This is a genomic window from Bacillus inaquosorum, from assembly GCF_023238325.1.
Lineage (GTDB): Bacteria > Bacillota > Bacilli > Bacillales > Bacillaceae > Bacillus > Bacillus inaquosorum.
In genome coordinates, this window is sequence record NZ_CP096592.1 from 2,988,402 (window position 1) to 3,014,944 (window position 26,543).

The window sequence follows — 26,543 nt, forward strand, 5'->3', positions numbered from 1 at the left end:
CAAAAGAAACAAATGTTCTTTTTTGACTCATCATCATACTTGTCCTGAAAACTCAATATGATATAAAAGGTGAGGTGATAAAGATGGATCAAGAAGCAGGATTTATGGTGAATTTTATCAATAGCTACTTCATTGCTTTAGGGGTGCTGATCGGGGGCGCACTCATCGGAGGACTCGGAGCATATTTGGCAGGCGAAGCCCCGCTTACGGCCATTACAAAGCTTGCAAACCGGTTAAAAATATGGGCGCTTGTCGCAGCTATCGGGGGCACCTTTGATGCGGTATACAGCTTTGAACGGGGCATTCTTGAAGGCAATACGAGAGATATCTTTAAACAGCTTCTTTTGATTATCTCGGCCATGGGCGGCGCGCAAAGCGGCTGGCTCATTATTTCATGGCTGACCCAGGAGCATCTTTCTTCATGAGGGTCCCACAGCATTACAAAAAACCGGGGTGGCAGCGTTTTTTCGCGGGCATGATGTGCGGAGCCGTAATCAGCTGGTTCTTTTTCCTGTTTACTTACGGAACATTCCAAGAGGAGCAGGTCAGCCTCATCGAAAAACAAAAAGAGCACGTAAAAGATTTAAACAATCAAATTTCGATCTATCAGGAAGACCTCCATAAACTGAATGAAGACAATAAAAGAAAACTGCTGATCCAAAGCGTCAGCGTCAAATTAGTGAATGGGGAAAAATATAAAATATCGCAGCCGGAAGAAACAAAATTCGAGGAGCATGTAAAGGATAATATTTCAGAGGTAATTACAAAAGACATAGAGAGCGTCTATCAAACAAAGGATCTTTTGAAACGGACAATCGAAAATAAAGTCTATATGATTAATGAAAAAAAATACGAGGCAACCGTCAAGGAATTAATTATTTATACGAGACTGACAGTAGAACTTGAAATATCATTCGCCGCGTAATTATGGATTTTTTTCAAATTCTCCAAACTTCTGTCGCTTTTTCCCATTCTTTTTTATAAACTATATGTGAGAGGCTTAATGGCGAAAGGAAGGAGGAAGGGAAATGGAGGTTTACAGTGACCGTCAGTTAGCAAAAGATCAAGCAGCCCGGCTCAGACAAGGTTTTTCTGCATATGCCGAAACACACTCACTCGCTTCCCTCATCAAAAAAGAACTTCAATCTCACAATCTCCAAGTCTACGAGGACCTTACTGATTTCGGCTGCTGGTTCATCCCCGTCACAGATGAACACTAAGAGAGAGGGTCTCCCCTCTACTTGTGTTCTTTACATAATGTTTCCAGATCAGCCAAAATCCGATCAGCTTCATCCCAGCTGTAAATAGAGGCGCCTGAAGCAAACGGATGCCCTCCGCCGTTATATTTCCGGGCAAGTCCGTTAATGACAGGGCCCTTAGAACGGAATCTCACTCTGATTTGATCATCTTCTTCTACGAAAAACACCCAAGCGCGAATACCTGAGATATTTCCAAGCGTACCGACAAGCTGCGACGCTTCAGAAGCCGTTGTGCCGAACTTTTCAAGCGTATCCTTTTTGATGAAAACAGAAGCGGCGCCGTTTTCGGACAATGACACATTTTGAAAGATAAAGCCGTTAAGCTTCACCACATTCAGTTTTGTTTCATACAATTGATTAAACAACTCTGAGGAAGAGAATGGATACTGAATGAGCTCGCCTGCATATTTTAATGTTTTTTCCGTTGTATTCGGAAATAAAAAGCGGCCGGTATCTCCGACAATGCCGGCATAGATCAGCTCTGCCGCTTTCGTATTCAGCTTCCAGCCGTGCTCTTTTCCTTCTAAATACAGCTCGTAAATCATTTCACTTACTGAGCTTGCGCTTGTATCGACCCAGAGAAGGTCACCGTATGGATCTTCGTTCGGATGATGGTCGATTTTCATCAGTTTGGCGCCTGAAGGATAACGCTGATCATCGATTCTTTCCTGATTTGCCGTATCGCAGACAATGACAAGTGCGCCTTCATATGTTTCATTGTCCACCTCATCAAGGGAATATAAGAAAGAGAGGGACGGCTCAGGCGTGCCGACAGCAAAAATATTTTTTTCAGGATATGTTTCCCGCAGGATTTCCGTAAGTCCGCACTGTGATCCGTAGGCATCCGGATCAGGACGCACATGTCTATGTAAGATAATCGTGTCATATAATGATATGGTTCTGATCAGTTCTGTTTTCATTTGATACTCCTTTATTGTTTTTATTCATTAAATCACATTCTCTGCCGACGGAAAAGAAAAATAACGTCAAAACCAAGCCCGTTTTTGTATAGAATGGGTTTGTAAACTTTTACGATGGAGGATTTCATTTATGCTGGTTCTTGTTTTTTTGATTGGGCTTTCAGCCTGCTTTTATGTGTTCTATAAAGTAAAAGGCGTACGGTCAAAGCAATCTTTGGAAAAAGAAATCTGTTCAGCAAAATCAAGCATGGCCTTAGGGTCACTGGTCCTGTTCTACGGGCTTAACCAAATGATATTATTCCATTCAGTATTAACGTTAGTAATCGGCGGTATCTTTATCGTCATAGGAGCAGGAAGCGCTTGGGCAGGTTATAAAGCCTACAGGCATTACTATCCCCTTCACGCCAAAGAAGCTGAAAGAGATCACGCGTAAGGGGCGCCTGAACGTCCCTTAGCTTCTTTCCATCAGCTGAACCATCAGCATCGCTTTCGACACGATATGGCCTTGGCTGTGCACTTCAACTTCCATTTTTCCGAACTTTCTGCCGGCCTCCAAAATGCGCGGTTTGACTTCGATAACCGATTCCATCTGCACAGGCTTCAAAAAGAAAATGGTGATGCTTTCTATTACAAGTTCGCCGCGTTTTTTCGAGCGCAAAAACCGGTTTGCCGCTTGCGTCAAAATGGTTGTAAACACACCATAAGAAATGGTTCCGAGCTGATTTGTCATCTGCGGCGTGACTTCATACTCGTAAACCGTTTGATCCTCTTTATCATTATCCTCATCTTTAAATCCCCTTGAAACGATATCATCAAGCTTCTCCCCGACCTGGGGCTGCTTTTGAATCATTTGAAGGGCTTTTAACACGTCTTGGCGGCTGATCATGCCGATCAGTTTTTGGTGGCCGTCAGTGACGGGAAGCACTTCGATCCCTTCCCATACCATCGTTTGCGCCGCTGAGGCGACAGATGTTTTTCCAATAACCGTAACGGGATTTTTGGTCATGACCTTTTCGATGGGTGCGTTTCGGTCATGGCCGGCAATATCTTTTGATGTCAGGATGCCGTGGATTTTCATCTGATCGTCGACAACAGGGAACCGGCCGTGTCCCGTTTCAAAATTTTTCTCATACCACTTTTCAAGTTTATCCTTAGGCGAAAGATATACCGTACGGTCAGCAGGCGTTAGGATGTCCTCCACCAGGACAATTTCTTTTTTGATCAGCTGGTCATAAATCGCCCGGTTAATCATTGCGGCGACTGTAAACGTGTCATAGCTCGTGGATAAAATCGGCAGCTCAAGCTCATCTGCCAGCTGCACAATGCTGTCATCCGTGTTGAAGCCCCCGGTCACCAATACAGCAGCGCCCGCTTCAAGCGCCTGTCTGTGTGCGTTGATTCTGTTTCCGACAATCAAAAGATTCCCCGCTGCGGTGTAACGCATCATTGCGTCCAGCTCCATCGCGCCGATGACGAATTTATTCAATGTCTTATGGAGTCCGGCCCGGCCTCCGAGCACTTGTCCGTCTATGACATTTACAACCTCTGCATAGGTAAGCTTTTCAATATTCTCTTTTTTCTTTTGCTCAATCCTGATTGTGCCCACACGTTCAATTGTGCTGACAAACCCTTTATTCTCTGCTTCCTTGATCGCTCTGTACGCGGTCCCTTCACTTACTTTCATTTCCTTTGCAATTCTTCGCACAGAAATTTTTTCACCGACAGGCAGTGAATCAATATACGTTAATATTTGTTCATGCTTCGTTGCCAAGCCTTTCACCTCTAAGGACAGTCTTCTGCTTTTATTATAAGGGCTCGGAGGATTTGTACGCAATGAGGCTGGAAAATAAAAAAAGAAGCCTGCCCGGCTTCTTACAGCGTTGGTTTCGTTCCAGTCAAGCGCAAGGACCTCGTGATTCCTTTTACATTATAAGCCGGAAAATCTTTATTTTTCTTTTAAATAGACATCAACCGCTGTCTTAACCCTATTTCGATTCCCTATTTTAGATAAAACGAATAAAACAGCAAACAGCCATATTGCTCCTATCACCGTATAGATCAATGGATAAACAGCTGTGTTTTCGATCCATTCATTTATCAATGTTCTGGCGTTTACTAGAATAATAAATCCTCCTACAAGCACACCCATCAATTGCGGATGAAATTTTTGCACCAGCCATGCTGCGATAGGAGCAGCGATGATTCCGCCCGCCATTAACGAGCCGACCCATAACCAATTGACATCCTCCCATCCTAATGAAATAAGAAAACCGGCAGTTGCAGATACTGCGATGGCAAATTCACTTGTATCTACAGTCCCTACGACTTTCCTCGGGCTTAAGCCTTTACGGGATAATAGAATCGGAGTGGTGACGGGGCCCCAGCCGCCCCCGCCTGTGGCATCTGCAAAACCGGCGATCACTCCTAATGGGATGGATTGTTTTCGGCTTAACGGCACGTGTTTTTTCTCAAGAGCAGGCTTGTATTGAAATAAAAATCTGATCAATACATATCCGCCCAGCAGGAGCAGAAACAAAGAAATATAGGGTTTCGCCACATCTCCAGGTAAACGGCTGAGAAATGCCGCGCCTAAAAAAGCGCCTATTGAACCAGGGATGACAAGCTGATAAACAGTTTGTTTGTCAACATTGCCAAATCTAATATGCGACACTCCCGATGCGGCAGTCGTTACGACTTCCGCTAAATGGACAGAAGCCGAAGCCACAGCAGGTGTGATGCTGAAAGCCAATAGCAAGGAAGTTGAGGTAACCCCATAAGCCATACCTAACGAACCGTCTATTAATTGCGATAACAAGCCTATAAATGCAAAAACGATTAATTTCTTCATCAGAACACCCCATCTATATCAATCAGATATTTTTGACTCTTCATTCCTGCATGGATGAATCTAATAATCTCCTAGCGCTTTCATATAAAAAATAAGAGGCTTTTATAATGGCAGTTTCATCAATTGTAAATGCCGGGTGATGCCAATCATGATCGCCGCCTGTTCCAAAAAACGCAAATGATCCGAGAATATGCTCCAGATAGTAAGCAAAATCTTCTCCGGCAGTTGACGGGTCGGGATCAATGACCTGAAGTCTTGCTTTATGTGCAGCGTCTCGCAACAGCTCAGTTATTGCCTCATCATTACAAAGCGGCGGCGGTCCGGAATGCCACTTCACATTTGCCTTTAACGAGAAAGCAGAAGAAATCTGCTCTGCGACAGCCAAAAAACGCTGCTTTACTTGAGAACGAACCTCCGGATCAAATGTACGAACAGTGCCCTCGATTGCAACAGTATCCGGGATGACATTCCATGTACTGCCGCCGTTGATTTTCCCCACGGTGACAATCGCGCTTTTTAGCGGGTTTATATTTCTGCTTACAATCGTTTGCAGGGCGACGATAAGCTGAGAGGCGCCGACAATGGGATCAAAACCATTATGCGGCAATGCTGCATGAGCACCTTTTCCTTGTATCTCTACTTTAAATCGGTCAACAGCAGCCATAAGCGGCCCTGTTTTTAGCCCTATCGTCCCCACTGGTATATCCGGTTTATTGTGAAGGCCAATCACTGCATCAATACCATCCAACTGGCCGTCCTCTATCACTTTTGCAGCGCCGGCGCCTGATTCCTCTGCCGGCTGAAATAATAAACGAATCTTTCCTTTCAGGCTGTCTTGATTTTCCTTTAATAAAAAGGCCGCACCAAGAAGCGCTGCCGTATGAAAATCATGACCGCACGCATGCATGATTCCTTTATGTTTAGACGCATAAGGCAATCCTGTTTTTTCTTCGATTGGCAAGGCGTCAATATCAGCCCTCAAAGCAATTGACGGGCCTTCTGATTCCCCTGCTATGTCTGCGAATACACCTGTTTTCAGTGAAGTTGGACGAATCTGTATCCCCTTTTCTGCAAGGCATTTTTTTATAAAATCAGTTGTTTTAAACTCTTCTTTCGACAGTTCAGGATATTGGTGCAGGTGCCGGTGAATGCCGATGAGCTGTTTTTCCAGCGTTGAGAGATTCACGGGATTATGCCCCTCTTTCAACTTGAGCATGTCATTTTCATTTTCTGCCTGAAATGGATATGTGCCTTCTATATTTCTCCAATAATCCAAAGACATCTTTCCCGCTCCTTTCCCTATCCCAATATATTTTCTTCAGTTTCTTCAATATAAGCAGCAACAAAGCGGCTCAACTTGTCAGCAAGACCGCCCGCACCAAATTTTATATACTTACTGGAAACTTTTTGATCGCCTTCTTTCAAATAGCTTAAAAAAGATAAAATATAGATACGCCTGTAAGCAATTTGTGTAATTCCGTACTCAAAAAACCAATTGTCTATGACATTGTATACGCCTCGGTTGATGCCATATAGATTGTTACATTTCTTGTAAAAGCAGAGATCCGGAAGATTCAATTCCTGATGGGAAAGCAGGTTTTCTTTTTTGTTTAGTGTTGTAATCCCAATCAGTTCAAAGCGTTTTGCTGCGCATGAAATATCTTTTTTGATTTGCTTTTTTAAAGACTCCAAAGAATCAAACCTTCTTTCTTCTCTAATTTTAAAGAGAATACTGCATTCAACCATTTCTCCGTAGATGTCTTTATGAAAGTCAAACAAAAAAATCTCCAATGTCTTTTTAAGGTGAGAGCCGACCGTTGGTTTCACGCCGATATTCATAACCCCTAAATGAAATTGATGATTGACTGCCGCCAGAACCCCATAAACCCCATCATGCAGCCCATTCAGTTTCGCATCTACATTTGCCGTGGGGAATCCCAGCTTTCTGCCTAATTGTTTTCCTTTCACAACCGTACCCGCAATGATTGTCAAAAAAGTCATCCTCCCCTCTCAGCTTCCGCTTCTGATCAAACGGCATCTAATTTGATGAATGTAACACGGACTGATGCAGGGGAATGCCGAGACCGAGATTTTCCCGCAATGTCCCGCCGCGATAATCTTGACGATAAAGCCCTCTTTCTTGAAGAATCGGAATGACTTTTTCTACAAAAGCATCAAGTGTTCCCGGTATATCCGACCCGATGATAAACCCATCAGCCGCCTCAGCGTTGAACCAGGCCTCAATTAAGGATGCGACATGCTTTGGTGTGCCGATGAATAGAGGCCGCGGAAAAGCCATTTCCTGTGCTACCTCCCGCAATGTCAGATTTCTGGCTTTTGCTTCTCTCTTAATCCGGTCTGTTGTGCTTTGAAACGCATTCTTTCCGACATCGCCAATATCGGGGAACGGTTCATCCAGCGGGTAAACACTCAGATCATAATCATCAAAAAAACGGGCCAAATAGGTAACAGCATTTTCAATCGGAATCAACTCTGCAAATTCACGATACTTCTTTTCTGCCTCTTCTTCCGTATCTGCCACAATCGGACTGATCCCCGGAAAAATCCGCACACTGGAAGGATCACGCCCTTCTGCAGCAGCGCGCCTTTTCACATCCGCATAAAACGCTTTTGTCTCCTCTAATGAATTGGAATGGGTAAAAATCGCATCTGCATTTTTGGCGGCAAACTGCCGTCCTGTTTCTGATGAACCCGCTTGAAACACTACTGGCTCCCCCTGTTTAGAACGCCCGATATTCAAAGGCCCCTCTACTTGAAAATACTTTCCTTTGTGATTCAGGCGATGAAGCTTCGCCGGATCAAAAAATCGCCCTGTTTTTTTATTGTGTGTAAATGCATCATGCTCCCAGGAATTCCACAGCCCGCGCACAACATCCAAATGCTCCTGTGCAATCTCGTAACGCTCGGTGTGTTCTGGCAGGCTGGTCTTACTATGGTTGCGTGCCGCTCCTTCCTGCGGAGAAGTAACCAGATTCCATCCGGCCCTGCCCCCGCTGATATGGTCCAGCGACATCAATTGTCTGGAGATGGTGAATGGCTCAGTAAAAGATGTAGAGAACGTTCCTACTAAACCAATATTTTTCGTGACCGATGCAAGCGCCGATAATATGGTGATGGGCTCAAATCGGTTTAAAAAATGAGGAATTGATTTTTCAGAAATAAATAAGCCATCTGCAATGAAAATAAAACTGAACAAGCCTTTTTCGGCTGTTTGCGCCTTTTGCCTGTAGAATTCAATATTCGTACTCGCCGAGGGATCGATATCGGGATGACGCCAGCCGTCGGTTGTTCCCCCGACACCGTGAATCATGGCTCCAAACTGAATAAAATCTGATCGTGTCATCTTCTTGCCTCCTTTATCTGTGCATAATTGGCAAGTGCAAGCTCAAGGTGTTCAATGCCGATTTCAGTTACCCCTTGATAATGATTGCCGTTACCGATTTCGACCACAGGCACATGGCGTATCCCATATTTCGCCTGTAAAATATCCCGCAGCTCTTCTTTCTCCGAAACATCGATATTTTGGAACGATAATCCTTTTTCATTCAAATAATTCTTGACTTCCTCGCAATATGAGCAGCCTTTTTTACTCCAAACCACAATGTTCACAACATCACTCATGCTTCCGTCCCCCTTAACGTTTTGCAGCTAAAACCGCATCGCTCAGCAGCTGATAAGACAGCTGTTTTTCGCCAGCATTTTTGATCGGTGTAAAAATAACAAAATCATTGATGTCGTATGTGTCTGATAAACGGTTTAATTCTTCTGCCGCTTCTTCCTTCGTTCCGGCAATCACCCCGGTTTTTTGCACGAGGATCTCATACGGCTGGCTGACGTTTTCTAGATAGGCTTCAGCCTGTTCACGGGTGCCGACGTTGACCCTCCGCCCGTCTTGTAAAACCACTTTTATCGATTCACGCGACACAATATGTTTTTCAGCTTCTTCTTTTGTATGTGCTGCAAAAACAGCGGGAGCAAGATGAAATTCGGCCTCAGAGCCTGGCGGCAGATGCGCGTCAAAGGCTCGGCGCGCTTCTTTCAGCACTTCCTCTTCACCGTTAATAAAGTAAGCAAAGACGAAAGAGATTCCCAGTTTTGCAGCTGAAATGGCACTCTCTGCGCTTCCTCCCAGCAGATAAATTCCCGGCTTCTGTTCAACCCGCGGAGCAGGACGCAATGCCGCATAGCGGTGGCTATCAGGAAAATCATCCCGAATGAAATGAGTAAGCTCCTCCAGCTTTTCATCAAACTGGCGCGCCGGTTTTTCATATTCAGCCTGCAGCGCGTCTGTGGACAGCTGAAACCCGCCGGGCGCTTTGCCCACTCCGAGATCTATACGGCCGGGAGCTAACGCCGACAGAAGATGGAACTGCTCCGCCACTTTGTAAGGGCTGTAATGCTGCAGCATCACCCCGCCTGATGCTAACCGAATTTCCTTTGTGCTTGCGGCAAGATAGCCTAAAAGAACCTCAGGCGCAGAGCCTGCGATTTCATCATTGTTGTGATGTTCAGCCACCCAAAAACGATGATACCCACACTCTTCAGCCATCTTTGCCAAGTTCACCGTGTGCTGTAATGTATCGGCTGCTGTCTCCCCTTCACCAATCAAGCTTTGATCTAAAATACTTAAGCGGATCATATCACCGGCTCCTTTATGTGTTCTTTTGGTTCAAATAAATATTCCGGCGAAACGCGGCGGAGAAACTGTCTCGTTCTTTCTTTTTTGGTATGGCGGAAGACTTCTTCCGGAGTTCCTTGTTCAACAATGGCTCCATTATCCATAAAAACAACTTGATCAGAGACCCTTCTTGCAAACTCCATTTCATGTGTAACAACAATCATGGTGGCTCCGGTTTTCACGATATCCAGCATCACTTCAAGGACTTCACCGACCAGCTCCGGGTCAAGCGCAGCCGTCGGCTCATCGAACAGCAGCACATCCGGGTGAATGGCAAGTGCCCTCGCTATCCCGACCCTCTGTTTTTGTCCACCCGATAATTGACTCGGATAAGCGTTCAATTTGTCTTGAAGCCCGACCTTTCTCAGTTCATTTTCAGCTATGGCATACGCGTCTTGTTTTCTCATTTTCCGGGCGATCGTCAAGCCCTCCATGACATTTTCAATCACCGTTTTGTGAGCAAACAGATGATATTGCTGAAATACCATTGCCGTCTGTTTTCTCAGCCAGTGAATGTCTTTTTTGGACGGATAGCTGCAATTAATCACTTTGTCGTGTAAAGAAATGACCCCTTCGTCCGGCCGTTCTAATAAATTCAGGCAGCGTAAAAAGGTGGTTTTCCCTGAACCGCTAGGACCTATAATGGTTACAACTTCTCCCTTGCGTACAGTGAGATTTATCCCTTTTAATACATGGTGAATGCCAAACTGTTTATGGATATTTTTAATCTCAATCATAATGCGCCTCCTTGAAATCTGGCTGCCTTTCTCTCTAATACTCCATTTGCGGTTTCCAAGATTAGAGTCAGCGCCCAATAGATAATCGCCGCTCCGATAAAAGCTTCTAAAAATGCATAATTATCAGAAGCAACGATAGTTGCCGTCCCTGTTATCTCAGGAACAGCCACTATAGCCGCGATAGAGGTTGTATGCAAAAAGCCGATGCCCAAATTTGTGAAGTTCGGGATTGAAACCATCAGCGCCTGCGGCAATATCACACGGCGAAAGGTTTGGCTATTTGTCAGGCCGATTGAATAAGCTGCTTCGACCTGTCCGGTATCCATCGCCAGAATGCCCGACCGGATGATTTCTGTCAGATAAGCTCCGGCAGTTAAAGACAAAGCCATGATGACAAACACAGCGACCGGTATCTGATTGGCGGACCAGCCAAGATGAAAAAAACTGCTGACTTGATCTGCAATCGGCGGTATCCCTAAATAAATCAGCATAATGTGAAGGATTGCAGGTGTACTTCGAAAAAATGACACATAAAACCTTGAGCAAGCCATCAAACCTTTAATACTGAAAATTCTAACAATTATATTTCCAAGAGCCACGAGAAATCCAAACACGATCGGCAAGCCAGCCATTATCAATGTCAGCGGAATGGTCTTTATCATTTCTTTCATGGCGGAAGCGATAAATGGAAAGTCAAATTGCAATCTTCTCCCTCCTCATCCCAAGAAATATGTCAATGTATGTTCATGTCAAAAACGGTAACAAGCCTTGTTTGATTCTTCTTGATTCGGTTTTCGGCCAATCTAAAGAACCATTCGAATAAAACCGCAACGGCATAATAAACAATCGATAGCGCAATGTAAACTTCAAGAGAATGATTGCTTGAGGTGATCAGGGTTTGGCCTCTTCCGGACATATCCATGACACCTATTGAAAAAGCAAGAGACGTATCTTTTAAAGAACTGATCACCATGTTTCCCATATTCGGAAAAGCCTGCACAAGTGCCTGGGGCAGAACGATGCGCCTGAAGGCCTGCCTTCCGCTCAGGCCAATGCTGTACGCCGCTTCCGTTTGGCCTTTATCTACACTCCCCACGCCCGCTCGAATGATTTCAGCGGCTGCCGCTGCATTGCTTAACGCATAAGTTGCGACAGCAGCATAAAACGGGTCCATTTTTGATGTATCAATCCCGATTAGCCCCGTCAGCGCCGGGATTCCATAAAACACGATGAAAAGCTGCACCATAATGGGCGTTCCCCTGAAAAATGAGATATACACTTTTGCCAATTGATTTACAATAGGAGTGTTGTAAATGCGGGGCAGCGCCAGAAAAAGCCCCAATACAAATCCGAAAAGCAATGACAGTGTTAAAATGTATAATGTAACCGGCAAATAACCGGTTAACGTCGGCACAAAATCTGCAATCATGTTGATATCAAAGGCTTTTTCCATCACTGCTCCCTCTCTTTTTACTTAATACTGCTCCTTGGAATAATCGTCTCCAAGCCATTTCAAACTGAGTTTTTTCAGCGTTCCGTCATCAATGAGTTCCTGTAAGGCTTTATCAATATCGTCACTTAACGTTTGTTCATTTTTGTTAAACATAAAATACACTTTGGCATTCGAAAGCACATCACCGACGGTTTTTTCTTTAATAGCGCTCGTTTTGTTTTGAAAGTCTACTGCAAAAGGCGTTGAAATGGTCGCGTCCGCACGCCCTGATTTCAACTGATTCGCGGTCTCATTCGCGCCTTGCCCCTCATAGGCAATCTTAAATGGGCGTCCATTTTCCTCATTCCATTTTTTCAGCACAAGCGCTCCGTTGGAGGTTGCGCTCGTAATCACCCGTTTTCCTTTTAAATCTTCAATCCCTTGAATCGTATTGTTCTCTTGCAGCACGGTAATTTTTAAAGGAAAGTGATTGTAGGCTACCTTGTTAAACAGAAATTTTTTCTCACGCTCTTTGCTTTTCTCCATTTGGTGCGCCACGATATCGACTTTATGCTGTCCGAGGCTGACAAGCAGGTTGGAAAATTCCATCGTTTTAAATGTGAATTTATAATTCGGCAGGCGTTTATCAAGCTCTTTGATCAGTTCGACATCATAACCGGTTAAATCGCCTTTTTCATCGATAAAGCAAATATTCGGAAATTGAGTTCCGGTTCCGACCGTGATCGTTTGCACCTTCTTTTGCTCAGCTCCCGTCGTTTGATTGTCTGCGCCACAAGCCGACAGAACCGTAATAAGTGAAAATAATATTGTTATAAATGCTGCTTTTGTTCTCATCTCATCGCCCCATTTATTTTTCAAAACTTGATTTTGAATAATCTGCACCGAGCCATTTCCGGCTTAGTTTTTTTAACGTTCCGTTTTTCTCCAGCTTTTTAATCGCTTGATCCGTGGCATCCGCCAAGGTTTGGCTGCCTTTATTGAACATAAAGTACACCTCGGTATCTAATAACACGTCACCGACTGTCTTTTGGCGGAAGGCGTGCGTTTTATTCTGAAAATCAACTGCAAACGGTGTTGATATCGTTGCGTCTGCGCGCCCGGTTTCAATTTGATTGGCGGTGTCATTGCTTCCCTGTCCTGCGTATTTCAAATGAATCGGGCTGCCGTGCGTTTTGTTGTAATTCGTTATATAATCGGCCGCATTTGACGTGGCACCGACAATGACTGTTTTTCCGTGTAAGTCTTTTAATGTATGAATCTTGTTATTATCCTCTCTCACCGTGATGTACATCGGCGAGTAGTTATACGGCACTTTATGATATAAAAAACGCTTTTCTCGTTCTTTATTTTTGGCCATGTTGTGCGCGATCACATCAATTTTTTTATTTCCGAGGCTCGTCAGCAGATTTGAGAAATCCATCGTTTTAAATTCAAATGTATATTGCGGTAATTCCTTATCGATGGCTTTCATCACTTCAATGTCATACCCGGTCAAATCGCCTTTTTCATTTAAAAACGCAATATTCGGAAAATCTGTTCCAGTACCGACTATGACTGTTTGAACCTGACGATCTGTTTTATTATTTGTTTCCGAGCCGCACCCGCCAAGTAACGCAACCACCGACAGCAGCAAAACCATTCCCATACGCTTATTCATAGGCTGCCTCACATTATGCCCAGCTTGGCGCACCTAAAAGCGCCGGGTTAAATCGTTCCGGAATCAGAACCTTATGCATCATCACACCTATGTCCCCGTCTTTTTCCTGCTCAAAGTACACTTCATACCCTCTCCTTCTGTACATGTCGGCAAGCCAAGGATGCTTGCGCGCCGAAGTGCCTAGCGTCAGCGCAGGCGCCTTCAGCATATCTCGAAGCACTTTTTCTTCTACGTACGTCAGCAGCTTGCTTCCGGCGCCCTGCCCTTTATATTCCGGAAGCGTCGCAAACCACCAAACAAACGGATATTTTGAAGGAGGGGTCTCACTCTCCCATGGAAACCTGATGGTAATTGTTGAAATTAGCTTCCCATCCCGCTCCAGCACGACCGCTGAATGATTTTCGATATTCTCTGACACCATATGGATGTCAGCTCTCGTGGAAGGCCAATCAATATCAAGCTGCCGAATTGGCTGAAAAGCGCTGTTAACCAATTTCAACAACTCCGGTGCATCTTCAACAGTTGCCAATCGAAAAATATCCTTACTCATTTCTGGCACTCCCCCTCATAAAATATACAATTCCTATTTGTTTACTAAGCTTTTATTGTTTATACTATAAAGCATACTTTTATCTTTGACTAATCAAAAAAAGTAAACCTTCACTTCAGTAATTTTGATGATGAAAAACAGGAGGGAGCACATTGGAGTTTCGCTCAATTAAAACGTTTCATACGATTGTAAAATTCGGAAGCTTCTATAAAGCTGCGGAAATACTAAACTACTCGCAGCCGACGATATCGATGCGTATGAAGCAATTAGAGCAGGATTTAGGCGTACAGTTGTTTGAAAGAGGAAAAAACCTGCAGCTGACAAAAGCGGGGAAACTTTTTTATGAACGAACAGGAGATCTTTTGACTCAATACGAGGCGCTTAAACACAACCTCTCCGACTTAAAGGAAGAAGAGGCAGGCATCATTAACATAGGAGTTTCAGAGCCGACTGCCAGTCTGATATTCCCTGACATTTTAAAGGATTTCTTAAAGGATTACCCAAAGATAACGGTTAATATCAACGTTGATGACGCCAATACCTGCAGTCAAAAGCTCTTAGACGGGACGATTGATTTTGCAGTGTGCGGCGAGCCGGAATTGATTCTCGAAAACTACTATCACCCATTTTTTTATGACACATTAAATGTGCTTGTATCTGATCGCCATCCGCTCGCTGAGAAGAAGGCTGTTCATTTATCTGATTTAGAAGGAGAGTGCTTTATATTTACGCCTGCCAATTGCCCTATTCGCATACAAATTGAACAACACTTACATAGAGAACTCGGCAATCGTTACAGAAAAATGGAGCTCACAAGCAGCATGGCGCATAAATATTACGTGCGGGAAAACATTGGGATTTCAATCTTCACCAGCACTGCACATTCTAAAACGCTTAACGGCACTAAAGTCATCCCCATTCTGAATATGGATATTGCACCTCCTATAGGGCTGTTAACAAATCGAAAAGAAAATCATTTTGACTGCGCCACGAAGGACTTGATTGCCCGGCTGACCAAACGTTTTCATCAGCGCAGCAAAGAATTGGAAGGAAACTCTGATAAAGCCATTACAGGATAACAAGCTGCCACCTGTTTCTCAAAAAATAAAAAACATCTCCTGAACAATCAGGAGATGTTATCACCGTTTAAAGCTCGATCGTCTCACCGACCGCCATGACTTTACCGACTCCGCCCGGCAGGCTGTCAGCGAATGCCTCAGGGTCTTGTTCGATAACCGGGAATGTATTGTAATGAACCGGCACGACCTGTTTTGCCCGCAGCCATTCAGCGGCAAGCTTGGCATCTTCAGGCCCCATCGTAAAGTTATCGCCAATCGGCAAGAAGGCAAGGTCAATATGATTCAATTCGCCAATCAGCTTCATATCAGAGAAAAGAGCCGTATCGCCCGCGTGGAAAATCGTTTTATCTTCTACTGTCAGTAAAATACCGGCTGGCATGCCTGTATAAGTAATCGTCTTGTTTTCCTCATCTGTGATGGCTGATCCGTGAAAGGCCTGTGTGAGCTTCACTTTTCCAAAATCGAACTGGCGGGAGCCGCCGATGTGCATTGGATGAACATTCAAGCCTTTCCAGCCTAGGTACACGGCGAGCTCGTTCGGAGCTACAACCAGCGCGTTGTTTTGCTTGGCGATTTGCTCAGTGTCGCCGACATGATCATTGTGGCCGTGCGTCAATAAGATGACGTCTGCTTTTACATCCTCCGGCTTTACATCTGTTAACGAATTCCCTGTCAAAAACGGATCAAATATAATATGATGGTCCTTCGTTTCCACTGTGATTACAGAATGTCCGTGATATGTCACTTTCATTTCTTTCACCTCGTCACGTTATTTTAATTTTTTAATTTCCCTTTTCAAAAAGCTGAAAAACTTATGTTGTTTGATTCTTATTAATGACATTGAGGCCTCCGGTGGCTTCAATGACAGTCCCTGTCACAAGGTCTGAATTCTCTTCACACAAGAAGGCAATAATCCGGGCGATATCCTCGCCTGTACCGGATCTCCCTATCGGCGTTTTTTCTTTGCCGATCCGCTTTCTGGCTTCCTCTATTGACGCTTCCTTCATGTCCCCGACAATGTCCCCCGGGCAAACCATGTTGGCGGTTATGCCGAATTCGGCTTCTTCAATGGCAATGGTCTTCGTCAAAGAAGCCAAACCCACTTTCGCAGCGCCAAATGCCGATCGGTGAAGCCAGCCGGGTGCGTGCGCCGCTCCTTGAAATCCGTACGTGATGATGCGGCCGAATTGCTGTTTTCTCATAATAGGAATAACCGCTTTGAATAAATGAAAGACGGCGCTTAAATTTCCTTCCAGCATACCGTACCATTCATCATCAGTATAATCGGCTAATTTTTTACGTTCAAATATGTATGGTCCCGCGTTGTTAATCAAAAAGTCGATCCTTCCGAAGCGGTTTAAAGCAGTCTCTGCAATACGCAGCAGATCTTCTTTTTTGGTGACATCTCCTTTTACAAATTGCAGCCGGTCAAGACAATCAGGACAGGCTTCCTTCAGGCGGCTCACAGCCTCCTCATCCTGCCTGTAATTGACTGTTACTGAATACCCCTTTGCAAGCAACGTCTCAGTCACTTTGCGGCCTAAACCCTTCGAACCGGCAGTAATTAAAGCATGTCGCACATGAATACCTCCCAAAGCAACGTCGCCGCTTTCATAAAGTGTTTCTTTTTCTACTTTACTATAAAAGCCCATCAATATCACTTTTTACACTTTGACATACAAAAAAAGCTGCCTGTACAGACAGCTTATTCTGCAGAAGATGAAGACTCCTGATCAGGCATATCGACATAACCGCTTTGATATGCTTCTGAAATGAGCCTTGTTGTCTCCTGGCTTTCTTGTTCATCATAAATATAGCGTTCCGGTTCTTTTTTCATCCTTCTGCCTCCCATCATTATAGAGGTAGGTTGGCTATAATGACGGGATTTTATGAAGGAAATTTTAGCAAACTCCTGCTGCCACGCAAGCTTTCGCTTTTTCAAGCGCCTGCTCCACCTGTTTGAATCCGGTGCCTCCGGCGCTCATTCTTTTTTCAACTGCATGGTAAGAGTTTAACACAGTGTAAATATCTTCTTCGAAGAGCGTGCTCGCCTGCTGAAAATCACCAAACGGCATATCGCTTAAATAGATCCCTTTTTCAATGCATGTGTACACAAGTTTTCCGACCACTTCATGCGCTTCTCTGAACGGCATTCCTTTTTTCGCTAAATAATCGGCCAATTCCGTCGCATTTGAAAAGTCTTGTTTTGTCGCTTGCTTCATGACGTCTTTGTTTACAGTCATTGTTTGGATCATGCCTGTGAAGATTTGCAGGCTGCCCTCAACCGTTTTCACCGTGTCAAACATGCCCTCTTTGTCTTCTTGCAGGTCTTTGTTGTAAGCGAGCGGAAGACCTTTCATGATTGTAAACAGCCCCATCATATCGCCGTATACGCGTCCCGTTTTGCCGCGGATCAGCTCTGCCATATCAGGGTTTTTCTTTTGCGGCATCATGCTGCTTCCCGTTGCATACGTATCGTCAAGCTCGATGAATTTAAACTCCTGAGAGCACCATAGAATGATTTCTTCAGAGAAACGGGATAGGTGCATCATCAGCATACTGCTGTTGCTTAAAAACTCCAAAATGAAATCTCTGTCGCTGACGCCGTCCAGGCTGTTTTCATAAATGGAATCAAAACCGAGCAGTTCTGCTGAATAATCACGGTCGATTGGGAAGGTTGTTCCCGCGAGTGCTCCGCAGCCGAGCGGAGATTTGTTAATCCGCTTCATTGAATCCTGAAAACGCTCCTTGTCGCGCTCCAGCATCCAGAAATACGCAAGCAGATGGTGAGCGAATGAAATCGGCTGGGCACGCTGCAGATGTGTGTAGCCCGGCAGAATCGTTTCGATATTCGCTTCCGCCTTTTCGACCAGCGCGCTTTGGAATGCCTCAATCAGTTCAATGATGTGGCCGACATGATTTTTCAAATATAAATGCATGTCAGTCGCGACCTGGTCATTACGGCTTCTTCCGGTATGCAGCTTGCCGCCGATAGGGCCGATTTCATCAATAAGCATTTTCTCAATGTTCAAATGTATATCCTCATAATCGACTGAGAATTCCAATGCTCCCTCCTCTGCTTTTTTCAGAAGGGTTTTCAGTCCCTCACGGATTTTCAGCTCTTCTTCCGCTGTCAGGATACCGCATTTTTTCAGCATAGCAGCATGTGCGAGAGACCCTGTAATGTCTTCAGTGACTAAATCTTGGTCAAATGATATGGACGCGCCGAACTCGTCGACCCATTTTTCCGGTGTTTTTTGAAATCGGCCTCCCCAAAGCTTCTTCATGCTTTAATCTGCTCCTTCTTTTTCACGATGCTGTTCACTTTTGTCGGAAGTCCCCAAAGCTCGATAAACCCGATTGCCGCATGGTGATCAAACGCATCGTCTTTTGTATACGTTGCAAGTTTTTCATCATATAGAGAGTATTCTGATTTACGTCCCTCTACAATCGCATGGCCTTTAAACAGCTTCACGCGGACAATGCCTGTAACATGTTTTTGCGTTTCTTTTAAGAAAGCGTGCAGCGCGTCTTTTAACGGTGAGAACCATAAGCCGTTGTAAATGATTTCTGACATTTTTTGCTCGATGATCGGTTTAAAGTGAGCCACCTCTTTAACCAGTGTCAAATCTTCTAATTCTTTATGCGCTTTGATTAGTGTCATCGCACCAGGGCATTCGTATACTTCCCGGGATTTAATGCCGACAAGGCGGTTTTCCACGTGGTCGATACGTCCGACACCGTGTGCGCCTGCCATTTCATTCAGCTTCAAAATCAGTTCAGAAAGCGAGTAGGATACGCCGTCAATGGAGACAGGCACACCTTGTTCAAATGCAATTTCAATCACTTCCGGCGTGTTCGGCGTTTTTTCCAGCGGAGCTGTTAAATCGTATGCGCCTTCTGGCGGCGCCGCCCATGGATCTTCTAAAATGCCGCACTCATTTGCGCGTCCCCACAGGTTTTGGTCGATAGAATACGGGCTGTCAAGATTGATCGGAATCGGAATGCCGCGGCTTGCCGCATATTCAATTTCTTCTTCACGTGACCACTGCCATTCGCGAACCGGCGCGATGACTTCAAGGTCAGGGTTTAATGATTTAATAGAGACTTCGAAACGAACCTGGTCATTTCCTTTCCCTGTGCATCCGTGTGCAATCGCCTGTGCATCTTCTTTTTCCGCGATTTCAACCAGTTTTTTTGCAATCAGCGGTCGAGATAATGCCGAAACGAGCGGATATTTTCCTTCATACATCGTGTGGGCCTGCAGAGAGATAAGCGCGTAGTCCTGTGCGAATTCTTCTTTCGCATCGATCACGTAGGAGTTTGTCGCGCCGACTTCCAGCGCTTTCTGCTGAACAAATGCCAAATCTTTGCCTTCACCGACGTCCAGGCAGCATGCGATTACATTATATCCTTGCTCCTGAAGCCATTTTATTGCAACGGAAGTATCAAGACCTCCTGAGTATGCTAATACGACTTTTTTCTGTTCTGACATGATAAAAATCCCCTCTCAACCGTGTTTCTTTTTTGTATAAAAATAAATTATATTTAATAAAAATACATTTTGTATGTATACACTTTAACAAGTACGTTTCGTTTTTTCAAGCCTTTTATAAAAAAAACTTCACCTAAATTTCCAGGTGAAGTTATAGTATTTATTCATTTACTTGTCTTTTCTGATTTCTCTAATTACATGTGCAAGTTCGGGAATAATCAGCTTATTCATTGCCAGCTTTACCGCGCCGCTTGAGCCTGGCGTTGAGAAAACGGCTGTATGCTGGATGACGCCAGCAGTGGCTCTCGACATGATTGCGGCAGATCCGATATCCTCTGTATAACTCAGCATCCTGAATATTTCTCCAAAGCCGGGCAGCTCTTTCGAAAACAGCGGCGTAATGGCTTCAATTGTGACATCCCGATTTGCTATGCCTGTCCCTCCGTTTAAGAGAACCGCGTCTGTCTGTTCATCCATGCAGCCCGCAAGCACAGCCCGCTGCAAAGCATCCTTATCGTCTTTTACAATTTCATATGCAGCAATGTGGTGACCGGCTTCTTCTAAAAACGACATCATCAGCTTGCCGCTTTTATCCGTTTCTTCTGTCCTCGTGTCACTGACTGTAATCACTTTGCACCGAACGATATCGGGAGCTTCCTGTTTATGCTCTTGAACGCTCATTGGCCCACCTCTTTTATTTTTTTCTGTCTGTCACTATCATGCATCAACAAAAAAGCACATTCAAGAGAATGTGCTTTCATGCGATTTATTTTGCTAAACGGACAACGTCGCGCGCAATCATGACTTCTTCATCAGTCGGAATGATCATGACTTTTACTGGAGAATGCGGATAGCTGATGAAAGCTTCCTCGCCGCGCACGTTATTAAGCGCAGGATCCCAGTACACGCCCATGAATTCTAAGCCGCGAAGCACGCGTTCTCTGACTTCCACACTGTTTTCACCGATACCGGCAGTAAAGATGATCGCATCAACACCGCTCATTCTTGCAGCATAAGAACCGATGTATTTGTGGATTCTGCTTGCGAAGACTTCAAGAGCAGTTTCCGCGCGCTCATTTCCTTCTTTCGTTGCTTCAACGATGTCACGAAGATCGCTAGAGAAACCGGAGATGCCGAGCAGGCCGCTTTTTTTGTTTAATGTATTCAGTACTTCGTCAGCTGTCTGGCCTGTTTTCTCCATGATGTATGGGATCAGGGCAGGGTCGATGTTTCCAGAGCGTGTACCCATTGCAACACCTGCAAGCGGCGTAAAGCCCATAGATGTATCAATTGATTTTCCGCCTTCAACAGCAGCAATACTTGCGCCGTTTCCAAGGTGACAGGAAATCAGGCGTAAGTCTTTTAACGGACGGCCGAGAAGCTCTGCCGCGCGCTCAGTCACATATTTATGTGAAGTGCCGTGGAAGCCGTATTTACGGATGCCGAATTTTTCATAGTATTCATACGGCAGGCTGTACAGGTAAGACTGTTCAGGCATTGTTTGGTGGAATGCCGTATCAAAAACAGCAACCGCAGGAACATTTGGAAGCACTTCTTTGAACGCTTTAATTCCAACGATATTTGCCGGGTTGTGAAGCGGTGCCAATTCAGAAATATCTTCAATTTCCTTAATGGTTTCATCAGTCAATAAAACAGAATCGCTGAATTTTTCTCCGCCGTGCACGACGCGGTGGCCAATTCCGTCAATTTCATTCAAATCTTTAATAATGCCGAATTCCGTTAACTTATTCAGCAGCATTTTAACAGCTACCGCATGATCTGGAATATCAGTTACTTCTGTATTTTTTTCGCCGTTTACAGAAATCGTGAATACGCTGTCGGCGATACCAATTCGTTCAACTAAACCCTTCGTTAAAACGGTTTCTGAAGGCATTTCGAAAAGCTGAAATTTCAAAGACGAGCTTCCTGCGTTAATTGCAATAATTTTGGACATGATTGACGCTCCTTTATACTCTGTATCAACAACTTCGTTTTTTCGTACTTTTTCCCGGTGAATCTCATCATCTTCTCCGAAAAATATCTGACTTTTCCATTTAAACATTGTCATGTCGGCATTTCAAGTCAACTTGTGTATTGATAGCGCTTACAAAGAGAAGTCGTTATTTTCAGACATATTACCTATAGATTTCTTATTGGCGAACGCTTACATTTTGCGGTTTACCCTTCTGTATTTTGTGTTTCAAAGACGGATTCAATTCGTCAGCCCGATCGTCAAGTAGCCATAATAAAAACAGCCTAAGCAGCCATCATATGACGGCTGCCTAAGCTGCTATTTACCATCTATTTTTCTTTTTTAAACCACGTATCCATTTGAGCCATTATATCAAGCATCGACTTCTGATTGGAGAAAGACGGAAGATTCGCAAGCAGAATTTGACTTGGCGCTTTCGTCTCCTCTCCTTTTTTCTGAAGCACAAGAATGCTTTTGGCATGAGCCTCGTCTTTAAAAATGGATTTTGGCAGCTGCAACAGGGCGTTAATATGAACCTTATCTTTGAAAAACTGTTTCAGCTTGTCGCTTTGGGAGCTCTCAAACAACTGATTCGGGATCATAAAAAATAAGTAGCCGCCCGGTTTGGTATGCTTGACGCTCTGTTCAATAAACAGATGATGCGCGAAGGAATGGCCTTCGTCCGCTTTGAGCTCAAACGCTTCTGCTCCTTCGTCATTCGGATAATAGCCGACCGGCAGATCGCATATGACCGTGTCAACAGGATCGATAAACAGCGGCTCAAGGCTGTCCTGATGAAAAAGCTCAAGCTCTTTTTTCAGAAGGTTCGCTTGGGCATACGCAATCTTCAGCAGCACGTCATCAATTTCAATGCCATAGCTATTCGCCGTTTTTTCAGATAGCTGGTTCAGCACGGTAAACAGAAGATTTCCCGTTCCCACAGCCGGATCTAGAACCGTCAGTTCCTTTTTGTCCGCCATAAACTTATTCACCAAATAACTGATGAAAAGCCCGATCGTGTCCGGCGTCATTTGTCTGTTCGGATGGGAGATATCTTTCAGCCCTTTCAGGACAGCAAGCTGAAAAGCTTTGCGCACCCACTCGTGCTCATATGTGCCGAATTCCGCTTTTTCAAGCAGCGCCTGAAGCTGTTCGGTTTTCTTATCCGGCAGTTTCAGCTGATCCGCTTTTTCAAGAAAATACATTTCTCCCGCTTCAGCCAACGCCTCTATATATGAAATTTGCAATTCATTCTTTATGATGATCACGGCTTCGTCTAATAGCTCGTACACCGTGCCTACATGGTCTTTTTGCATCTTGTGTTCCTCCTTGCCATAAAAAAAGCTCCGGCGGCAGCCAGGAGCTTTTTTCCCTGCTTACTTCACTAATGCTTTGGCAGCCTCAATTGGCTTTTCATAGTTCGGGTGGTTTGTTGCTTCGCTTACATATTCAGCGTAAACGACTTTTCCGTTCTCATCAAGGACAAATACGGAACGCGCAAGCAGACGAAGTTCTTTAATATACACACCGAACGCTTCGCCGAATGACATATCTCTATGGTCAGACAGCGTTTCCACTTTGTCAATTCCGTTAGCACCGCACCAGCGCGCTTGTGCAAATGGAAGGTCTGCACTGATTGTATAGACGTTGACATCTCCAAGCTTTGCAGCTTCTTCGTTAAAACGGCGTGTTTGTGCATCACAAACACCTGTATCAATTGAAGGGATAACAGAAATAATCGTTACCTTTCCTTTCATATCAGCTAACGATTTTTCTTCAAGGCTGTTAGTCAGCACTGTGAAATCAGGGGCTTGATCTCCTACTTTCACTTCTTGTCCGACAAGTGTAACCGGACCGCCTTTAAATGTAATTTCAGCCATTATAATTCCTCCCTTTTGTATGTATGTCTCTATCATAGTAAAGTTTCCTGCAAACTGCAAAGTTTATGCCAAAAAAAAGTTAACTGCGGCCGGCGCAGTTAACCTTCTTTAATAATTCATATTGTTCATTTGGTTTTGATTTTGGCCCTGGCCTTGGTTCTTGTTATTTTTCTTGAACATTTGCTGGATGCGTTCAAGAGTTTGGGGGGCAGCGTCTAAAATTTTCTCAATCAAATGGGTATTTTCATCTAAATGAAGCATTCTGATGCCGGTCGATCCGACAATTAAAAACGCGATCGGCGTAATGGACACACCGCCCCCGCTTCCGCCTCCGAAAGGAAGTTTTTGTTCTCTTGTCTCATCGTCTTCTGATTTCTTTTCTGCCGGCTTTTGGCCAAACTCGCTTCCGCCTGCGGCGAATCCGAATCCAACTTTAGAAACAGTTAAAATCACGCTTCCATCCGGCGTTTCAACCGGATCTCCGATGATGGTGTTAACATCAATCATTTCCTTCAAGTTTTCCATTGCGGTTTTCATTAAACCTTGGATGGGATGGTCTGCCATTTACGCTTCCTCCTTAAACTGATGAATCATTCTTTGAAGTCATTCGAGACGACGGATTCTTTTTTAATGCGGATAGCTCCCGTCCGTATTTGACGAATTTGAAAGCTGCAAGCATAGCATGTCCAAAGCGAAAAAAGAATATACACTGAAAATGGGTCTTGGAGACAGGGACCTGGAACGACGGAATCACTTCATAGACGGGTTTATTCACAAAGTCCAGATGGTCGTACAGCATCGCAGCGATACCGCCTTTCACACCCCATACAGCACCTGTTAACACACCTGTCACTGCTGCGTCCTGAATTCCGACAACTGTAACCCATTCGAGTTTTGTGATATGCAAATGCGCCAGAATAGAAGCGCCGGTTTTCCTTAAATTAGTAACTTGATGTACAAGCATTTCAATTTTTTTGATAGTTTGCTGCACATCATCAAACGTAATTTTTTTCTTGCTGCTGCTTTTTTTCACTTTAGATGTTGATTTCTGTTTGAGATCGACTGTTCCATCATTTTTGTTCACCTTAATCGCCGGAATTGTTTTTTTAACCCGGATCAGGCCAAACAGCGCTGTGATCTTCAAAGTTATTTTGTCGTTATCATCAGCGTGAAGATACTCTGCAGCGACATAAATTTTCATTCTGAGAAGCAGCACGATACCTATTAGAATAAGAATGGCTGTCAGCACATATACCATACTCTTCACTTCCTCTAGGAGCATTATCGCCAATTCAGAAAAAAATAAACCCGGACGGGGTCCGGGTTTATCAGTTATTTGCGGTATAGTTTTTCATGCACCACAGTCGTATCTGCAATGTAATCATGAATTCCCTGCTTTGTGGGTGAAAAAGCAACGACGATATATAAAATCCAAATCTTATCGATATATCGTCCGACCACTTCACGGAAAATCACTGTGCTCCATGTCAGCTTACGATCCGCCTTCACAGAAACCACTTTGAGGCCGAACACCATTTTTCCAAGCGTCTGCCTGAAGCACTTTGTCATCAGCGCAAAATAGGCAAGATACACAACAAGCGTTGTCACGCTGTAGGCCGAGAAGGTGAACATGCCGGATGTTTTCGGCAGATCCAATACGGTAAAGAGGGGAGAAACAAGTAAATGATTTAATCCCCATACAACAAGCCAATCAAGCAGGAAAGCCCAGAAACGAACCCAAAAGCCCGCATAGGCATGTGTCAGCTGCTCCGCTTCTTGCGGGCCTTTCATGTCATTGCGCTCTAACTCTTCATATGTCGCGTCCATTATTGATCCCTCCTACTTCGCATAGAGATACATCATTCTTGGCGAACCGGATTGTGAAAGAATTTCTCTCATGTTCAGAAAATCGATTTCACTCTTAAACATTTTGTTCGCGCCCATGGTAAACAGTGAGCCTAAACCGAAGCTTTCCTCGTAAGAAATGACAGAGGCGTTTTTCAAATCCTTATGATCCTTTTTCATCGCTGAAATGGTATCGTCATAAAAACCAAGCTCATCAACGAGGTTCAGTTTTTTCGCCTGCCGTCCGTCATACACGCGTCCGTCCGCAATTTTCTTTACCTCTGCTTTCGACATGCCGCGGCCATCAGAAATGACATCAACAAAGCCTTCATACGAATTATCAACCATGGATTGCATGATGTTCTTTTCTTCTTTCGTCATCTCACGGGAAGGAGACATAATGTCCTTATGAGCCCCGCTCTTAATTGTTTCAAAAGAAATGCCGAGGTTATCAGCAAGCTTTGAATAATTGACGCTTTCCATAATGACGCCGAGTGACCCAGTCAGAGTTTCCGGTGTCGCAAAAATTTTATCAGCCGCCGTTGAGATATAATAACCGCCGGATGCTGCCATCGATCCCATCGACACGTAAATCGGTTTTTTCGTTTCTTTCTTGATTTCTTCCAGCTTCTTATGTATTTCAGCACTTTCATATACTCCGCCGCCCGGAGAATTCACCTTCAGAACGATGCCTTTGACTGCCTTGTCATCTTTTGCACGTTCAAGGTTTTTTAAGAACGTTCTGTGGTTATATCCGTCTGAACCGAGCAGACTGCTTGAATCCCCATTATCCTGAATGGTGCCGCTGACCTCCAATACGGCAATTTTACTTGAGAGACTGCCATTTTCCAGCGTCTTTTCCTGCGATTCATCCGTCAGTGATGTGAGATCCGTTTGAGCCCCTTTGACGCTTTCAAAGAAACTCATTGAGATACTGACGATGATAGACACGCCGAAAATCCCCAAGGCAATAACTAATGCGATCCATCTTTTTGCATTCATTTTTTCTCCTCCTTTTTCCCAAACCCTCTCATTATACGATTCAATATGAAAAATGTTTCAATTGATGAGAAAGCTCCGGCTTAACGGGCTGCCGGTAAACGTGGTACACTTATGGCCAAAGGTATTTTATCACAAATACTGGATGGC

The 26,543-nt window shown here is 44.4% G+C and carries 31 protein-coding genes and 1 pseudogene; 5 read left to right on the forward strand and 27 right to left on the reverse strand.

Features of this window, described 5'->3' with window-relative positions:
• The first annotated feature begins 83 nt into the window (after window positions 1-83).
• The 3 genes from ytrH to M1M80_RS15145 all read left to right on the forward strand — a co-directional run bounded on the left by ytrH (window position 84) and on the right by M1M80_RS15145 (window position 1,220).
• Entirely contained in the window at window positions 84-425 is a 342-nt protein-coding gene (ytrH, locus tag M1M80_RS15135) for a sporulation membrane protein YtrH (RefSeq protein ID WP_003223537.1), read from the forward strand.
• Entirely contained in the window at window positions 422-925 is a 504-nt protein-coding gene (gene ytrI / locus M1M80_RS15140; RefSeq protein ID WP_003237800.1) for a sporulation membrane protein YtrI, read from the forward strand. Before ytrH ends, ytrI begins: the two co-directional genes overlap by 4 nt.
• A 103-nt stretch (window positions 926-1,028) precedes the next feature.
• A complete protein-coding gene (locus M1M80_RS15145) occupies window positions 1,029-1,220 on the forward strand; it encodes a YtzJ family protein (RefSeq protein ID WP_003223533.1) in 192 nt (63 codons plus the stop codon).
• 17 nt (window positions 1,221-1,237) lie between these two features.
• Here the strand turns inward: M1M80_RS15145 and nrnA are convergent, their stop codons facing one another.
• Window positions 1,238-2,179 (reverse strand): bifunctional oligoribonuclease/PAP phosphatase NrnA, encoded by a 942-nt coding sequence (nrnA, locus tag M1M80_RS15150; RefSeq protein ID WP_003237803.1) that lies wholly within the window; start codon window positions 2,177-2,179, stop codon window positions 1,238-1,240.
• 130 nt (window positions 2,180-2,309) lie between these two features.
• Between nrnA and M1M80_RS15155 the strand changes: the two genes are divergently transcribed.
• On the forward strand, window positions 2,310-2,612 hold the full coding sequence (locus M1M80_RS15155; protein WP_003237807.1) for a YtpI family protein: 303 nt from the start codon (window positions 2,310-2,312) through the stop codon (window positions 2,610-2,612).
• Window positions 2,613-2,630: 18 nt separating this feature from the next.
• On the opposite strand, the gene M1M80_RS15160 is transcribed toward M1M80_RS15155, so the two are convergent.
• The 13 genes and pseudogenes from M1M80_RS15160 to snaA form a co-directional block, all read right to left on the reverse strand.
• On the reverse strand, window positions 2,631-3,950 hold the full coding sequence (locus M1M80_RS15160) for a CBS domain-containing protein (protein ID WP_003237809.1): 1,320 nt from the start codon (window positions 3,948-3,950) through the stop codon (window positions 2,631-2,633).
• A gap of 174 nt (window positions 3,951-4,124) precedes the next feature.
• Complete coding sequence (locus M1M80_RS15165) at window positions 4,125-5,027, reverse strand: sulfite exporter TauE/SafE family protein (protein WP_060399264.1); 903 nt, start codon at window positions 5,025-5,027, stop codon at window positions 4,125-4,127.
• Between the two features lie 18 nt (window positions 5,028-5,045).
• Window positions 5,046-6,309, reverse strand: a pseudogene (locus M1M80_RS15170) (M20 peptidase aminoacylase family protein).
• Window positions 6,310-6,326: 17 nt separating this feature from the next.
• Window positions 6,327-7,019 (reverse strand): RNA-binding riboflavin kinase RibR, encoded by a 693-nt coding sequence (gene ribR / locus M1M80_RS15175; RefSeq protein ID WP_060399266.1) that lies wholly within the window; start codon window positions 7,017-7,019, stop codon window positions 6,327-6,329.
• 46 nt (window positions 7,020-7,065) lie between these two features.
• Complete coding sequence (locus M1M80_RS15180) at window positions 7,066-8,391, reverse strand: LLM class flavin-dependent oxidoreductase (RefSeq protein WP_060399267.1); 1,326 nt, start codon at window positions 8,389-8,391, stop codon at window positions 7,066-7,068.
• Window positions 8,388-8,669: a glutaredoxin family protein gene (locus M1M80_RS15185; RefSeq protein WP_060399268.1), complete on the reverse strand. Its 282-nt coding sequence runs from the start codon at window positions 8,667-8,669 to the stop codon at window positions 8,388-8,390. Before M1M80_RS15185 ends, M1M80_RS15180 begins: the two co-directional genes overlap by 4 nt.
• A gap of 13 nt (window positions 8,670-8,682) precedes the next feature.
• Window positions 8,683-9,687, reverse strand: coding sequence for an LLM class flavin-dependent oxidoreductase (locus M1M80_RS15190; protein ID WP_060399269.1), 1,005 nt, complete (start codon window positions 9,685-9,687; stop codon window positions 8,683-8,685).
• Window positions 9,684-10,463 (reverse strand): sulfur-containing amino-acid ABC transporter ATP-binding protein TcyN, encoded by a 780-nt coding sequence (tcyN, locus tag M1M80_RS15195; protein ID WP_060399270.1) that lies wholly within the window; start codon window positions 10,461-10,463, stop codon window positions 9,684-9,686. The genes M1M80_RS15190 and tcyN overlap by 4 nt, the downstream gene beginning before the upstream one ends.
• Entirely contained in the window at window positions 10,460-11,167 is a 708-nt protein-coding gene (locus M1M80_RS15200; RefSeq protein ID WP_060399271.1) for an amino acid ABC transporter permease, read from the reverse strand. The genes tcyN and M1M80_RS15200 overlap by 4 nt, the downstream gene beginning before the upstream one ends.
• 29 nt (window positions 11,168-11,196) lie before the next feature.
• Window positions 11,197-11,916 (reverse strand): sulfur-containing amino acid ABC transporter permease TcyL, encoded by a 720-nt coding sequence (tcyL, locus tag M1M80_RS15205; protein ID WP_060399272.1) that lies wholly within the window; start codon window positions 11,914-11,916, stop codon window positions 11,197-11,199.
• Between the two features lie 21 nt (window positions 11,917-11,937).
• Window positions 11,938-12,750, reverse strand: a complete 813-nt coding sequence (locus M1M80_RS15210) for an amino acid ABC transporter substrate-binding protein (protein WP_060400049.1) — start codon at window positions 12,748-12,750, stop codon at window positions 11,938-11,940.
• Window positions 12,751-12,763: 13 nt separating this feature from the next.
• The gene (tcyJ, locus tag M1M80_RS15215; RefSeq protein ID WP_060399273.1) at window positions 12,764-13,573 is read right to left on the reverse strand and encodes a sulfur-containing amino acid ABC transporter substrate-binding protein TcyJ; all 810 of its coding nucleotides are present in this window, start codon (window positions 13,571-13,573) and stop codon (window positions 12,764-12,766) included.
• 13 nt (window positions 13,574-13,586) lie between these two features.
• Entirely contained in the window at window positions 13,587-14,123 is a 537-nt protein-coding gene (gene snaA / locus M1M80_RS15220) for an N-acetyltransferase SnaA (RefSeq protein WP_003237831.1), read from the reverse strand.
• A 152-nt stretch (window positions 14,124-14,275) separates the two neighbouring features.
• On the opposite strand from snaA, the gene M1M80_RS15225 reads away from it, so the two are divergent.
• Window positions 14,276-15,202: a LysR family transcriptional regulator gene (locus M1M80_RS15225; protein WP_003237833.1), complete on the forward strand. Its 927-nt coding sequence runs from the start codon at window positions 14,276-14,278 to the stop codon at window positions 15,200-15,202.
• 67 nt (window positions 15,203-15,269) lie between these two features.
• Here the strand turns inward: M1M80_RS15225 and M1M80_RS15230 are convergent, their stop codons facing one another.
• The 13 genes from M1M80_RS15230 to sppA all read right to left on the reverse strand — a co-directional run bounded on the left by M1M80_RS15230 (window position 15,270) and on the right by sppA (window position 26,396).
• Window positions 15,270-15,953 (reverse strand): metal-dependent hydrolase, encoded by a 684-nt coding sequence (locus M1M80_RS15230; RefSeq protein ID WP_003237834.1) that lies wholly within the window; start codon window positions 15,951-15,953, stop codon window positions 15,270-15,272.
• A gap of 61 nt (window positions 15,954-16,014) precedes the next feature.
• Window positions 16,015-16,782, reverse strand: a complete 768-nt coding sequence (locus M1M80_RS15235) for an SDR family oxidoreductase (protein ID WP_003237838.1) — start codon at window positions 16,780-16,782, stop codon at window positions 16,015-16,017.
• 125 nt (window positions 16,783-16,907) lie between these two features.
• A complete protein-coding gene (locus tag M1M80_RS21570; RefSeq protein WP_003237840.1) occupies window positions 16,908-17,039 on the reverse strand; it encodes a hypothetical protein in 132 nt (43 codons plus the stop codon).
• A gap of 64 nt (window positions 17,040-17,103) precedes the next feature.
• Window positions 17,104-18,489, reverse strand: a complete 1,386-nt coding sequence (gene argH / locus M1M80_RS15240; RefSeq protein ID WP_003237842.1) for an argininosuccinate lyase — start codon at window positions 18,487-18,489, stop codon at window positions 17,104-17,106.
• Entirely contained in the window at window positions 18,486-19,697 is a 1,212-nt protein-coding gene (locus M1M80_RS15245; protein WP_003237844.1) for an argininosuccinate synthase, read from the reverse strand. The genes argH and M1M80_RS15245 overlap by 4 nt, the downstream gene beginning before the upstream one ends.
• Before the next feature lie 168 nt (window positions 19,698-19,865).
• A complete protein-coding gene (locus tag M1M80_RS15250) occupies window positions 19,866-20,378 on the reverse strand; it encodes a MogA/MoaB family molybdenum cofactor biosynthesis protein (protein WP_003237846.1) in 513 nt (170 codons plus the stop codon).
• Window positions 20,379-20,463: 85 nt separating this feature from the next.
• Window positions 20,464-21,651 (reverse strand): acetate kinase, encoded by a 1,188-nt coding sequence (locus tag M1M80_RS15255; RefSeq protein ID WP_003223511.1) that lies wholly within the window; start codon window positions 21,649-21,651, stop codon window positions 20,464-20,466.
• 347 nt (window positions 21,652-21,998) lie between these two features.
• On the reverse strand, window positions 21,999-22,985 hold the full coding sequence (locus M1M80_RS15260; RefSeq protein WP_060399274.1) for a class I SAM-dependent methyltransferase: 987 nt from the start codon (window positions 22,983-22,985) through the stop codon (window positions 21,999-22,001).
• Between the two features lie 60 nt (window positions 22,986-23,045).
• The gene (tpx, locus tag M1M80_RS15265; protein ID WP_003223506.1) at window positions 23,046-23,549 is read right to left on the reverse strand and encodes a thiol peroxidase; all 504 of its coding nucleotides are present in this window, start codon (window positions 23,547-23,549) and stop codon (window positions 23,046-23,048) included.
• 108 nt (window positions 23,550-23,657) lie between these two features.
• Complete coding sequence (gene ytfJ / locus M1M80_RS15270; RefSeq protein WP_003237853.1) at window positions 23,658-24,113, reverse strand: GerW family sporulation protein; 456 nt, start codon at window positions 24,111-24,113, stop codon at window positions 23,658-23,660.
• 13 nt (window positions 24,114-24,126) lie between these two features.
• Window positions 24,127-24,807 (reverse strand): DUF2953 domain-containing protein, encoded by a 681-nt coding sequence (locus M1M80_RS15275; protein ID WP_060399275.1) that lies wholly within the window; start codon window positions 24,805-24,807, stop codon window positions 24,127-24,129.
• Between the two features lie 74 nt (window positions 24,808-24,881).
• Window positions 24,882-25,376, reverse strand: a complete 495-nt coding sequence (locus M1M80_RS15280) for an RDD family protein (protein WP_060399276.1) — start codon at window positions 25,374-25,376, stop codon at window positions 24,882-24,884.
• A gap of 12 nt (window positions 25,377-25,388) precedes the next feature.
• A complete protein-coding gene (gene sppA / locus M1M80_RS15285) occupies window positions 25,389-26,396 on the reverse strand; it encodes a signal peptide peptidase SppA (protein WP_060399277.1) in 1,008 nt (335 codons plus the stop codon).
• Window positions 26,397-26,543: the final 147 nt, after the last annotated feature.

Coding starts and splice junctions, on each gene's coding strand:
- ytrH (WP_003223537.1), top strand. CDS start 84: ATGGATCAAGAAGCAGGATTTATGGTGAATTTTATCAATAGCTACTTC.
- ytrI (WP_003237800.1), top strand. CDS start 422: ATGAGGGTCCCACAGCATTACAAAAAACCGGGGTGGCAGCGTTTTTTC.
- M1M80_RS15145 (WP_003223533.1), top strand. CDS start 1,029: ATGGAGGTTTACAGTGACCGTCAGTTAGCAAAAGATCAAGCAGCCCGG.
- nrnA (WP_003237803.1), bottom strand. CDS start 2,179: ATGAAAACAGAACTGATCAGAACCATATCATTATATGACACGATTATC.
- M1M80_RS15155 (WP_003237807.1), top strand. CDS start 2,310: ATGCTGGTTCTTGTTTTTTTGATTGGGCTTTCAGCCTGCTTTTATGTG.
- M1M80_RS15165 (WP_060399264.1), bottom strand. CDS start 5,027: ATGAAGAAATTAATCGTTTTTGCATTTATAGGCTTGTTATCGCAATTA.
- M1M80_RS15180 (WP_060399267.1), bottom strand. CDS start 8,391: ATGACACGATCAGATTTTATTCAGTTTGGAGCCATGATTCACGGTGTC.
- M1M80_RS15185 (WP_060399268.1), bottom strand. CDS start 8,669: ATGAGTGATGTTGTGAACATTGTGGTTTGGAGTAAAAAAGGCTGCTCA.
- M1M80_RS15190 (WP_060399269.1), bottom strand. CDS start 9,687: ATGATCCGCTTAAGTATTTTAGATCAAAGCTTGATTGGTGAAGGGGAG.
- tcyN (WP_060399270.1), bottom strand. CDS start 10,463: ATGATTGAGATTAAAAATATCCATAAACAGTTTGGCATTCACCATGTA.
- tcyL (WP_060399272.1), bottom strand. CDS start 11,916: ATGGAAAAAGCCTTTGATATCAACATGATTGCAGATTTTGTGCCGACG.
- M1M80_RS15210 (WP_060400049.1), bottom strand. CDS start 12,750: ATGAGAACAAAAGCAGCATTTATAACAATATTATTTTCACTTATTACG.
- tcyJ (WP_060399273.1), bottom strand. CDS start 13,573: ATGAATAAGCGTATGGGAATGGTTTTGCTGCTGTCGGTGGTTGCGTTA.
- snaA (WP_003237831.1), bottom strand. CDS start 14,123: ATGAGTAAGGATATTTTTCGATTGGCAACTGTTGAAGATGCACCGGAG.
- M1M80_RS15230 (WP_003237834.1), bottom strand. CDS start 15,953: ATGAAAGTGACATATCACGGACATTCTGTAATCACAGTGGAAACGAAG.
- M1M80_RS21570 (WP_003237840.1), bottom strand. CDS start 17,039: ATGAAAAAAGAACCGGAACGCTATATTTATGATGAACAAGAAAGCCAG.
- argH (WP_003237842.1), bottom strand. CDS start 18,489: ATGAAGAAGCTTTGGGGAGGCCGATTTCAAAAAACACCGGAAAAATGG.
- M1M80_RS15245 (WP_003237844.1), bottom strand. CDS start 19,697: ATGTCAGAACAGAAAAAAGTCGTATTAGCATACTCAGGAGGTCTTGAT.
- M1M80_RS15250 (WP_003237846.1), bottom strand. CDS start 20,378: ATGAGCGTTCAAGAGCATAAACAGGAAGCTCCCGATATCGTTCGGTGC.
- M1M80_RS15255 (WP_003223511.1), bottom strand. CDS start 21,651: ATGTCCAAAATTATTGCAATTAACGCAGGAAGCTCGTCTTTGAAATTT.
- M1M80_RS15260 (WP_060399274.1), bottom strand. CDS start 22,985: ATGCAAAAAGACCATGTAGGCACGGTGTACGAGCTATTAGACGAAGCC.
- tpx (WP_003223506.1), bottom strand. CDS start 23,549: ATGGCTGAAATTACATTTAAAGGCGGTCCGGTTACACTTGTCGGACAA.
- ytfJ (WP_003237853.1), bottom strand. CDS start 24,113: ATGGCAGACCATCCCATCCAAGGTTTAATGAAAACCGCAATGGAAAAC.
- M1M80_RS15275 (WP_060399275.1), bottom strand. CDS start 24,807: ATGGTATATGTGCTGACAGCCATTCTTATTCTAATAGGTATCGTGCTG.
- M1M80_RS15280 (WP_060399276.1), bottom strand. CDS start 25,376: ATGGACGCGACATATGAAGAGTTAGAGCGCAATGACATGAAAGGCCCG.
- sppA (WP_060399277.1), bottom strand. CDS start 26,396: ATGAATGCAAAAAGATGGATCGCATTAGTTATTGCCTTGGGGATTTTC.